This window comes from Parafrankia soli (genome assembly GCF_001854695.1).
Lineage (GTDB): Bacteria > Actinomycetota > Actinomycetes > Frankiales > Frankiaceae > Parafrankia > Parafrankia soli.
On record NZ_MAXA01000231.1, the window covers coordinates 15,041 to 25,685 of the forward strand.

At 72.8% G+C, this 10,645-nt stretch carries 12 protein-coding genes; 11 read left to right on the forward strand and 1 reads right to left on the reverse strand.

The annotated features are described in order from the left end of the window. Positions 1-222: 222 nt before the first annotated feature. The 8 genes from hrcA to era all read left to right on the forward strand — a co-directional run bounded on the left by hrcA (position 223) and on the right by era (position 7,627). On the forward strand, positions 223-1,242 hold the full coding sequence (gene hrcA / locus BBK14_RS22920; RefSeq protein WP_020459711.1) for a heat-inducible transcriptional repressor HrcA: 1,020 nt from the start codon (positions 223-225) through the stop codon (positions 1,240-1,242). After that, entirely contained in the window at positions 1,242-2,384 is a 1,143-nt protein-coding gene (gene dnaJ, locus BBK14_RS22925) for a molecular chaperone DnaJ (protein ID WP_071065333.1), read from the forward strand. Before hrcA ends, dnaJ begins: the two co-directional genes overlap by 1 nt. Continuing rightward, a complete protein-coding gene (locus tag BBK14_RS22930) occupies positions 2,381-3,160 on the forward strand; it encodes a 16S rRNA (uracil(1498)-N(3))-methyltransferase (RefSeq protein ID WP_083391184.1) in 780 nt (259 codons plus the stop codon). The genes dnaJ and BBK14_RS22930 overlap by 4 nt, the downstream gene beginning before the upstream one ends. Before the next feature lie 235 nt (positions 3,161-3,395). Next, a complete protein-coding gene (locus BBK14_RS22935; RefSeq protein WP_071065358.1) occupies positions 3,396-4,433 on the forward strand; it encodes a PhoH family protein in 1,038 nt (345 codons plus the stop codon). 58 nt (positions 4,434-4,491) lie between these two features. Beyond that, complete coding sequence (gene ybeY / locus BBK14_RS22940; RefSeq protein ID WP_020459715.1) at positions 4,492-4,971, forward strand: rRNA maturation RNase YbeY; 480 nt, start codon at positions 4,492-4,494, stop codon at positions 4,969-4,971. Positions 4,972-4,986: 15 nt separating this feature from the next. After that, positions 4,987-6,315 carry a hemolysin family protein gene (locus tag BBK14_RS22945; protein ID WP_071065335.1) on the forward strand — a complete coding sequence of 443 codons (1,329 nt, stop codon included), beginning with the start codon at positions 4,987-4,989 and terminating at the stop codon, positions 6,313-6,315. Then, a complete protein-coding gene (locus tag BBK14_RS22950) occupies positions 6,312-6,695 on the forward strand; it encodes a cytidine deaminase (RefSeq protein WP_071065336.1) in 384 nt (127 codons plus the stop codon). Before BBK14_RS22945 ends, BBK14_RS22950 begins: the two co-directional genes overlap by 4 nt. After that, positions 6,695-7,627 carry a GTPase Era gene (era, locus tag BBK14_RS22955; protein WP_020459718.1) on the forward strand — a complete coding sequence of 311 codons (933 nt, stop codon included), beginning with the start codon at positions 6,695-6,697 and terminating at the stop codon, positions 7,625-7,627. The genes BBK14_RS22950 and era overlap by 1 nt, the downstream gene beginning before the upstream one ends. A gap of 33 nt (positions 7,628-7,660) precedes the next feature. Here the strand turns inward: era and BBK14_RS22960 are convergent, their stop codons facing one another. After that, complete coding sequence (locus tag BBK14_RS22960) at positions 7,661-8,323, reverse strand: NUDIX domain-containing protein (RefSeq protein WP_241831770.1); 663 nt, start codon at positions 8,321-8,323, stop codon at positions 7,661-7,663. Positions 8,324-8,477: 154 nt separating this feature from the next. Here BBK14_RS22960 and recO point away from each other — a divergent pair, with 154 nt between their 5' ends. The 3 genes from recO to BBK14_RS22975 all read left to right on the forward strand — a co-directional run bounded on the left by recO (position 8,478) and on the right by BBK14_RS22975 (position 10,626). After that, the gene (recO, locus tag BBK14_RS22965; RefSeq protein ID WP_071065338.1) at positions 8,478-9,203 is read left to right on the forward strand and encodes a DNA repair protein RecO; all 726 of its coding nucleotides are present in this window, start codon (positions 8,478-8,480) and stop codon (positions 9,201-9,203) included. A 234-nt stretch (positions 9,204-9,437) separates the two neighbouring features. After that, positions 9,438-10,235: an isoprenyl transferase gene (locus tag BBK14_RS22970; protein ID WP_071065339.1), complete on the forward strand. Its 798-nt coding sequence runs from the start codon at positions 9,438-9,440 to the stop codon at positions 10,233-10,235. After that, complete coding sequence (locus tag BBK14_RS22975) at positions 10,228-10,626, forward strand: antibiotic biosynthesis monooxygenase family protein (RefSeq protein ID WP_071065340.1); 399 nt, start codon at positions 10,228-10,230, stop codon at positions 10,624-10,626. Before BBK14_RS22970 ends, BBK14_RS22975 begins: the two co-directional genes overlap by 8 nt. Positions 10,627-10,645: the final 19 nt, after the last annotated feature.

The following is a 10,645-nucleotide window of genomic DNA, read 5'->3' on the forward strand; positions in this document are numbered from 1 at the left end:
CGGTGACCCGCGGTCGGAGGATCTCCGTGTGTCCTCGGACGCGGGTCTGCTCACGATGGCTGCCCCGACCTGGGTGGGAAGCTACACTTGGCACTCACGGCGGCCGAGTGCCAGGACCGGGTTACCAGTGGGACAGGGTGACCAGTAGCACAGGGTGACCGGTCCGRCGCGCGCCGCCAGCCCCGCCTGGCTTACCGAAACCGGCGAAGGGGGTGTGGCCACGTGTTGGAGGAACGGCGGCTGGAGGTGCTGCGGGCGATCGTCGAGGATTTCGTGCTCAGCAACGAGCCGGTGGGATCCAAGACGTTGGCCGAGCGGCACGCTCTGGGCGTGTCGCCCGCCACGGTGCGCAACGACATGTCGGCCCTCGAGGAAGAGGGCTACATCACGCAGCCGCACACCAGCGCGGGCCGCATCCCGACAGACAAAGGCTATCGCCTCTTCGTCGACCGGCTCTCCGGCGTCAAGCCGCTGTCACGCGCCGAGCGCCGGGCCATCCAGAGCTTCCTGGAGGGCGCGGTCGACCTCGACGACGTGGTGCGGCGGTCGGTGCGCCTGCTCGCGCAACTCACACGTCAGGTGGCTGTGGTCCAGTACCCCTCACTCTCGTCCAGCAGCGTCCGACACATCGAGATCGTCACGCTCAACCCGAACCGCCTGCTCCTGGTACTGATCACGGACACAGGCCGGGTTGAGCAGCGGGTGGTGGACATTCCCACCCCGGTCGACGACGGCGTGGTCGGCGAGCTGCGCGGCCTGCTGAACGGCTCGCTGCGGGGCCGCCGTGTGGTCGACGCCACAGAGGTCGCGGCGGACCTGCCCGAGACCGTCCGGCCGGATCTGCGTCCGCACCTGACGACGCTCACCACCGTGGTGCTCGAGGCCCTCCTGGAGCGGCAGGAGGAGCGGGTCGCGCTGGCCGGTACCGCCAACCTCACACGCTCCTCGGTCGACTTCGCCGACTCGCTGCGGTTCATTCTGGAGGCACTCGAGGAGCAGGTCGTGCTCCTCAAACTGATCGGTTCAGCCCGGGAGACCGGTACTGTGACGGTGCGCATCGGGCGTGAGACGGATGTGGACGCCCTCCGCTCAACGTCGGTAATCGCCACCGGGTACGGTCTCGGCCCAGCGGTGCTGGGCGGAATGGGAGTCGTCGGCCCGATGCGGATGGACTATCCGGGAACGATGGCGGCCGTACGAGCCGTCGCCAAGTACGTGGGTGAACTCTTGGGTGCCGACTGATGGCAGTGGATTATTACGCGACGCTCGGTGTGCGGCGTGACGCCACCGGTGACGAGATCAAGCGGGCCTACCGCAAGCTGGCCCGGGAGCTGCATCCGGACGTCAATCCGGACCCGGAGGCGCAGCAGCGGTTCAGGAACGTGACGAACGCCTACGAGGTCCTCTCGGACCCCGAGAAGCGGCAGATCGTCGACCTCGGTGGTGACCCGCTCGCGCCCGGTGGTGGCGCGGCCGGCGCCGGTTCGCCGTTCGGCGCCGGTTTCGGCGGCCTCGGCGACATCATGGACGCCTTCTTCGGTGGTGGGGCCAGCCGCGGCCCGCGCTCGAGGGTGCGCCGTGGGAACGACGCGCTGCTGCGGCTCGAGCTCGACCTGGCCGAGACCGCGTTCGGCGCCACCCGGGACATCACCGTCGACACGGCCGTGGTGTGCGCGACCTGTACCGGCGCGGGCGCCGCGCCCGGCACGCAGCCGTCGACCTGCTCGACCTGCCACGGCCGTGGCGAGGTCCAGCAGGTGACCCGCTCGTTCCTCGGCCAGATGGTGACCTCACGGCCCTGCCCGCGCTGCTCCGGCACCGGAACGGTCATCGAGCACCCCTGCCGGGACTGCTCCGGTGACGGCCGCGTCCGCAAGCGCCGGACCCTGACGGTGAAGATCCCCTCGGGCGTCGAGGACGGCATGCGCATCCGGCTGTCCGGCGAGGGTGAGGTCGGCCCCGGCGGCGGGCCGCCCGGCGACCTGTACGTCGAGGTCTCCGAGCGTCAGCACGCGGTCTTCAGCCGGGAGGGCGACGACCTCCACTGCGACCTTCGCCTGCCGATGACCGCCGCGGCCCTGGGCACGATGGCGACGCTGGAGACCCTCGACGGTTCCGAGACGATCACGGTGAAGCCGGGCACCCAGCCCGGCGAGGTGCTCAGGCTCGCCGGGCGCGGTGTTCCGCACCTGCGCGCGGTGGGGCGCGGGCACCTGCACATCCACATCGTCGTCGAGACGCCGACGAAGCTCGACGCCGAGCAGGAACGCCTCCTGCGGGAGCTGGCGAAGCTGCGTGAGGAGGAGACGCCGGCGGTGGTCGGCGGGTCCTCCGGCGGGTCCGGCCTGTTCTCCCGGCGCCGTGGCGGTCGGCGCAACCGCTGACCGCGCCCGTCTTCCGCCTGGACCCGCTGCCGTCGGCCGATGTCTTCGTGCTGGGCGGCCCCGAGGGCCGGCACGCCGCGACGGTGCGCCGGCTGCGGGTGGGCGAGCGCCTGGACGTCACCGACGGCGCCGGTGCCGCGCTGGAGTGCGAGGTCCGGTCGGTTGGCCGCGACGAGCTCGAATGCGTCGTCCTGCGCCGGCGGTCGCCGGCCGCGGCCGGGCCCCGGCTGGTGGTGGCGCAGGCCCTGGCCAAGGGCGACCGTGGGGAGCTGGCGGTCGAGATGCTCACCGAGATCGGGGTCGACGAGATCGTGCCCTGGGCGGCCTCGCGCTGCGTCGTCCGCTGGGACGGGGAACGCGGCGAGCGGTCGCGCGCCAGGTGGACCCGCACCGCCCAGGAGGCGGCCAAGCAGTCGCGCCGGCACGCCTGGCCGCTGGTCGGCCCGTTGGCGGGCACCGCGGCGCTCGCCGAGCGCGCGCGCCGGGCGGCGCTCGCCGTCGTGCTGCACGAGACGGCGACGACGCCGCTGGCCGGGCTCGCGCGTGCCCTGCAGCCGGCGTTCGCGGTCGAGCCGGTGCCCGCGGTCGAGCCGGAGATCGGCGAGATTCTGCTGGTCGTGGGCCCGGAGGGCGGTGTGGCCGAGGGTGAGCTCGAGGCGTTCACGGCCGCCGGCGCGGTGGCTGGCAGGCTCGGCCCGACGGTGCTGCGGACGTCCACGGCAGGCGTGGTCGCGGCGGCCGTGGTACTCGCCGACATCGGTCGGCTGGGCGGATAGACTCGAGATCGGCCGGTAACGTGTCGGCCCCGCCCCGGGTGGCACAGCTGGCCGGTGGCGTGGTTGGTGTGGCACAGCATGGCTGGCGTGGCACAGCGTGGCTTGTTCGCAGTTTCGACCTGGTCCTCGGTGGCCGAGGCATGGATCCGACGGTCCCGCGGCGTTACCGCCTTCTGAGGGCGACCTTCGTCCCAGGTTGAAGCGAGAGGTGCTCCGGCCCAGGCGGCCGTACTACATGCCCGAATCCGACACCCCACCCGGCTCCCGGGTCACCACACGCATCGTCGTCCCCGACGGGCACAGCATGGTGAGCCTGCTCGGGCACCAGGACCAGCTCCTGCGTGTGATCGAGAAGGCCTTCTCCTCTGACATCCACGTCCGCGGCAACGAGATCACGATCACGGGTGACCCGGCGGAGAACGAGCTGGCCGCCAGGTTGTTCTCCGAGCTCGTCGCGCTGCTCGACGCCGGCACCGAGATCAGCCCGCAGCACGTCGACCACTCGGTGGCGATGCTGCGCAGCGGCGCGGGGGAGCGGCCTGCCGAGGTGCTCACCCTCAACATCCTGTCCAACCGTGGTCGGACGATCCGTCCCAAGACGCTGAACCAGAAGCGGTACGTGGACGCGATCGACCAGCACACGATCGTGTTCGGGATCGGCCCGGCGGGCACCGGCAAGACCTACCTGGCGATGGCCAAGGCCGTGCAGGCGCTGCAGGCGAAGAAGGTCAACCGGATCATCCTCACCCGGCCGGCGGTCGAGGCGGGTGAGCGGCTCGGCTTCCTGCCCGGGACGCTCTACGAGAAGATCGACCCGTACCTGCGTCCGCTCTACGACGCGCTGCACGACATGATCGACCCCGACTCGATCCCGCGGCTCATGCAGAGCGGCACCATCGAGGTCGCGCCGCTGGCGTACATGCGTGGCCGTACGCTCAACGACGCCTTCATCATCCTGGACGAGGCGCAGAACACCTCGGCCGAGCAGATGAAGATGTTCCTGACCCGCCTCGGCTTCGGGTCCAAGATCGTGGTGACCGGTGACGTCACCCAGGTCGACMTGCCCAGTGGCACGCAGAGTGGCCTGCGAGTGGTCCGCGAGATCCTGGACGGCGTCGCCGACGTCCACTTCGCGACCCTGACCAGCACGGACGTCGTCCGGCACCGGCTGGTCAGCGACATCGTCGACGCCTACGCGCGCTGGGACGCGGCGAGCCCGGCACCGAGCACGGACGCGCGCCCCACGCGGGCGGCCCGCCGGGACCGCCGATGAGCGCCGGTGCCGGCRCTGGCGCCGTGGCTCCCGCCCCGGCGGCGGGAAGGGTTCTCTGATGGCCGTCTTCGTCGCCAACGAGTCGGGCGTGACGGACTTCGACGAGGTCACGCTGGCCGCGCTCGCCCGTTTCGTGCTCGACACGATGAAGGTCAACCCGTTGGCGGAGCTCTCGGTCATGCTCGTCGAGATCGACGCGATGACCGACCTGCACGTGCGCTACATGGCCGAGGAGGGCCCGACCGACGTGCTCGCCTTCCCGCAGGACGAGGCGTTCGAGCCGTCGTGGTCGGAGTCGCCCGAGGAGGACCCGACGACCCTGCTCGGCGACGTCGTCCTGTGCCCCGAGGTGGCCCGGCGGCAGGCCGCGCAGGCCGGCCACGGGATGGAGCGCGAGCTGCACATCCTCTGCACCCACGGCATCCTGCACCTGCTCGGCTACGACCACGCGGAGCCGGAGGAGGAACGGGAGATGTGGAAGCTCCAGAACAGCCTGCTGGCCTCCTGGGACACCGCGGCCGGCACCGGCGCCTCCTGACGGGGCCGGGCCGCCATGGACTCCGGTGATCTTCTCCTCGTCTTCATCGCCGCGGTGACCGCGCTCGCCGCAGCGGGCCTGGGCGCGGTGGACGCGGCGCTGACCAGGGTCTCCCGGGTCAGCGTCGACGAGTTCGCCCGGCAGGGCAAGGCGGGGGCGGCGAACCTCGCCCGGGTCGTCGCCGACCCCGGGCGCTACCTGGCGTTGTTGCTGCTGCTGCGGATCGCCGGCGAGATGGCCGCGGCGGCCTGCATCACCGTCCTGGCCGTGCACGCCTACGGCTCCGGGTTCGCCGCCGTCGGGCTGGGGGCCCTGGTGTCGACGCTCGTCGCCTACATCCTCGTCGGCGTGATGTTCCGGACGCTCGGCCGCCAGCACGCCCCGGCGGTGTCGCTGGCCACCGCCGGGCTGACCATCCGGCTCGCGAAGGTCTTCGGCCCGCTGCCCCGCCTGCTGATCGCCTTCGGCAACGCGGTGACGCCCGGCCCCGGCTACCGGGACGGCCCGTTCGCCTCGGAGGCGGAGCTGCGCGACCTCGTCGACCTCGCCGAGGAGAACGAGGTCATCGAGCCCGAGGAGCGCGACATGATCGCCTCGGTGTTCGAGCTGGGTGACACGCTCGTCCGCGAGGTGATGGTGCCGCGGCCCGACATGGTCTTCATCGAGTCCGACAAGACCGTCCGGCAGGCGATCTCGCTGGCGCTGCGCAGCGGCTTCTCCCGCATCCCGGTGATCGGCGAGAGCATCGACGACGTCGTCGGCATCGGCTTCCTCAAGGACATGGTCGGCTGGGAGCGGGAGGGCCGGGAGAGCAGCCGGGTCGCGGAGGTCATGCGCCCACCCGTGCTCGTCCCGGAGAGCAAGCCCGCCGACGACCTGCTGCGCGAGATGCAGGCGTCGCGCACCCACATGGCCGTCGTCATCGACGAGTACGGCGGCACGGCCGGCCTGGTGACCATCGAGGACGTCCTCGAGGAGATCGTCGGTGAGATCACGGACGAGTACGACAGCGCCGCGCCGCCGGTCGAGTGGCTCGACGACGACACCGCCCGGGTGACGGCGCGGCTCGACGTCGACGACCTCGCGGACCTGTTCGGCGTTGAGGAGCTGCCCGGAGCGCAGGACGTCGAGACCGTCGGCGGGCTGCTCGCGAACGCGCTGGGCCGGGTGCCCATCCCCGGCGCGACGGCGGACGTCGCCGGCCTGCGGCTGTCGGCGGAGCGCGCGGCCGGGCGGCGCAACCAGATCGGCACCGTCGTCGTCCACCGGCTGTCCCCGGCACCGCGCACCGGCGCGGAGCGGGGCGACCCGCCGGGCCCAGCGAGCAGAAAGGTGACATCGTGACGTCTCCCACCCCGCCGGCCGGCCTCGTCCTTGAGGCCGAGGACGCGAAGCTGGTGGTGCTGGCTCGGTCCGCCCGGCTGCGCGCGTACACGTCCGCGGGCCAGCCGGCCGAGGGCGCGGCGGTGCGCGACACCGACGGCCGGACGTACGCCGCCGCGACTGTCTCCCACACCCGGCCCGAGCTGGCCACGTCGGCGCTGCGTGCCGCGGTCGTGGCGGCGGCCTCCAGCGGCGCCCGCCGCTTCGAGGCCGCGGCCGTGGTGACCGAGGCGGGCGAGGCCGCCGGCGACGACTTGGCGATGCTCGCCGAGTTCGGCGCCGGGGTGCCCGTCTACCTCGCCGGTCCCGACGGCGTCGCTCACAGCCGGGTGACGAGCTAGTGGACATCGAGCTCGCCGACCCGGCGACGGACTTCCGGTCGGGGTTCGCCTGCCTGGTGGGGCGGCCCAACGCGGGCAAGTCGACGCTGACGAACGCCCTGGTGGGGACGAAGGTGGCGATCACCTCCGGGCGGCCGCAGACGACCCGCCACGCCATCCGGGGCATCATCAACCGCCCCGACGCGCAGCTCATCCTGGTCGACACCCCGGGGTTGCACCGTCCGCGCACCCTGCTCGGCCAGCGGCTCAACGACGTCGTCCGCACGACGCTGTCCGAGGTCGACGTGATCGGCTTCTGCATGCCCGCCGACGAGCCCCTCGGCCGCGGCGACCGCTTCATCGCCGACGAGCTGGGCCGGATGGCGGGGCGCACCCCGGTGGTGGCGATCCTGACCAAGGTCGACGCGGTCGGCGACCCGGACCGCGTCGGCGCCCGGCTGCTCGAGGTCTCCGGGCTCGGCGACTTCGCCGACATCGTGCCGGTGAGCGCGGTGTCGTCCTTCCAGGTCGGCACGCTGGCCGACGTGCTCGTCTCCCGTCTGCCCGAGGGCCCGCGGCTCTACCCCGACGGGGAGCTGACCGACGAGCCCGAGCAGGTCATGGTCGCCGAGCTGATCCGCGAGGCGGCGCTGGAGGGGGTGCGTGACGAGCTGCCGCACTCACTGGCCGTGGTGGTCGAGGAGATGATCCCGCGGGAGAACCGCCCGGAGGACAGGCCGCTGCTCGACGTCCACGTGAACGTGTACGTGGAGCGGCCGAGCCAGAAGGCGATCGTCATCGGCGCCGGCGGCTCCCGGCTGCGCGACGTCGGCACCCGGGCCCGGACGCAGATCGAGGCGCTGCTGGGCACCCCGATCTACCTGGACCTGCACGTCAAGGTTGCCAAGGACTGGCAGCGGGACCCGAAGCAGCTGCGCCGGCTGGGCTTCTGAGCGTCACTGCGCGGAGCGTCATGGCCGTGGGTGTCACGACGGTGTCGGCAGCCGGCGCCGCAGGCGGTCCCACCAGCGCCGGGCCGGCGACCGCTCGTCGGTGGTCCGGCCCGCCGGGGCGCCGACGATCTCGCCGTCCACGATCTCGAGGATGGGCGGCATCGACGGCCGGGCGGGCTCCGGCTCCGGCTCCGGCTCCGGCTCCGGCGCCGGCGCGTCGGCCCGCATCAGCGGCGGGTCGTCACCGCTGAGCGCGGTGGCCAGCAGGGCCTGTCTGTTGGCCACGATGTAGTCCTTCACCGCGGCCGGCTGGAGGTCGTAGCGGGCGAGCTTCTTGCCGCGCAGGTCGATCCGCTCGACGGCGTAGCGGCCCTTGGCCGGGTTGCCGAACTCGGCGCCGGTACGCCGGTCCAGGTCCATCGAGACGAGCCGGCAGACGAAGAAGTGCTGCAGGTTCATCCCCTCGCCGCGGGGCGCGGCGGTCACGTAGACCTGCTGGACCCGGTCCACCACGGCGCCGAGCTCCTCGGCGAGTTCGCGGTGCAGCGCGTCCTCCACCGAGGCGTCCTCGGGGTCCACGCCGCCGCCCGGGGTGGACCAGTACGGCTTGCGCTTGGGGAAGGTTCTGCGGAACAGCACCAGCCGCCCGTTCTCGTCAATGATGATGCCTCGCGCCGTCCGCCGAACAACCCGCACCCACACATGATGGCGATCGCGGCGGCGGTGGTCGCCGGAATCCCCGCCCAACGCCGCGCCAGCGGTCTGCCGCCGCCGGGTCCGTCTCGTCGTGCCCTGCGGGCGGCGGCCCACCTGTTCGGGGGGACGGGCGTGCAACCATGGGAACGTGCCGGTGTATCGCGATGAAGGCGTCGTCCTGAGGACGGCGCCCTTCGCCGAGGCCGACCGCGTCGTCACGATGCTCACCCGGCGTAACGGCCGGGTCCGCGCGGTGGCCCGGGGGGTGCGGCGGACGTCCTCGCGGTTCGGTGCCCGGCTGGAGCCCGGCACCCACGTCGACCTCCAACTGCACGAGGGTCGGTCGCTGGACACGGTGACCCAGGCGGACATTCTCGGTGCCTACGGTGCGACGATCGCGCAGGAATACGCGCGGTACACGGCGGCCGCGGTGATGCTGGAGACGGCCGAGCGCCTGACCAGCGAAGAACGCCAGCCTGCCCTACGGCTGTTCCTGCTGCTCGTCGGCGGCCTGCGTACCCTGGCGGGCGGTGAGCGTCCGCCGTCGCTGGTCCTGGACGCCTTCCTGCTGCGTTCCCTGGCGGTCTCGGGGTACGGCATGGCCCTCGACGAGTGCGCCCTGTGTGGGGAGCCGGGGCCGCACCACTCGCTGTCCGTTCCCGGCGGCGGCGTAGTGTGCCCGGAATGTCGACCGCGGGGTGCGGCGTCGACGTCTCCGGCCGCGGTGCGGCTGCTTGCCGACCTCCTGCACGGTGACTGGGACGGCGCCGAGGCGAGCGATGCCCGCGTCCGGCGGGAGGCCGGCGGCATCGTGGCCGCCTACCTGCAGTGGCATCTCGAGCGGGCGCTGCGCGCCCTTCCGCATCTCGAACGGACGTGAGGGCCACGGGCATGGGCGGCCGGAGGACACGTGGCCGAGGGCGGGGGCCCTGGCCGGGCACGGCAGTGCGCGGCGGGCGTGAGGGGACCGTGTGAGGAGCGGGGACGGGATGTGTGCTGCGAGACCGGCGGTCCGGGTGTGCGCGGGCCAGCCGGTTCGGACCATGGGGGTGAGCGCCCCACCGGGGCGGAGGTCGGTCGCCGTGCCGTCGGCCCGAACGAGAGGATGTCGGCTGTGAGCCTGCGTGAAGAGGTGGGCCGGCGGTTCCGCGATCCGCGTCCTCATCCGTCCGGAGCGCAGCCACCGCCGTTGCCGCCGGCCCTGGTCCCGCAGCATGTCGGGATCGTCATGGACGGAAACGGGCGCTGGGCGAAGCTGCGCGGCCTGCCCCGTACCAAGGGGCACGAGGCGGGTGAGGAGGCGCTGTTCGACTGCGTCGAGGGCGCCATCGAGATGGGGGTGCGCTGGCTGTCGGTGTACGCGTTCTCCACGGAGAACTGGAAGCGCTCGCCGGACGAGGTCGCGTTCCTGATGCGGTTCACCGACGGCGTGTTCGGTCGCCGTATCGACGACATGGACGAGCTCGGAGTCCGGGTCCRCTGGGCGGGCCGCCGTCCCCGGCTGTGGGGCAACGTGATCCGGCGGCTGGAGTCGGCGGAGCAGCGCACCCGGGACAACGACCGGCTCACGCTCGTGATGTGCGTGAACTACGGCGGGCGGGCCGAGCTGGCGGACGCCGCGGCGGCGATCGCCCGGGACGTGCGGGCCGGCCTGCTGCGCCCGGAGCGCGTCAACGAGGAGACCGTCGCCCGGTATCTCGACGAGCCCGACATGCCGGACGTYGACCTGCTCATCCGGACGTCCGGCGAGCAGCGGCTGAGTAACTTCCTGCTCTGGCAGGCCGCGTACGCCGAGTTCTCCTTCGTGCCCACTCTGTGGCCTGACTTCGACCGCCGGGATCTGTGGCTGGCCTGTGAGGAGTACGCCCGTCGTGACCGGCGCTACGGCGGGATCATCACCAACCGTGCCTGACCGCGACCAGACGGGGGCTCCGGTGGTGGCGGTCCTGCGCTTCGAGGTGCCCGAGCCGGCCCAGGTCGACTTCGCCGCGGCCGGGGAGCGGGTGGTGGCGGCGCTCGCCGGCCAGCGCGGGTTCCGCTCGGCCCGGCTCGGCCGCGCCGTCGACGAGCCGGTGGCCTGGCTGCTGGTGACGGAGTGGGCGGGGCCCGGGGCCTGGCGGCGGGCGCTGTCCGCCTTCGCCGTGCGGTGCGAGCTGACACCGCTGCTGGCCTGGGCTCAGGACGCGCCCGGCGCCTTCGAGGTGCTGCACGAACGGGAGGCCGACGGCGCGGCGCGCTCGCACGGGTCCGCGCTGGCGCCGGACGCCGCCGTAGCTGCGCCCGGCGGGCGCCGGGAGGGCTAACCACGCCCGGCGCACGCCA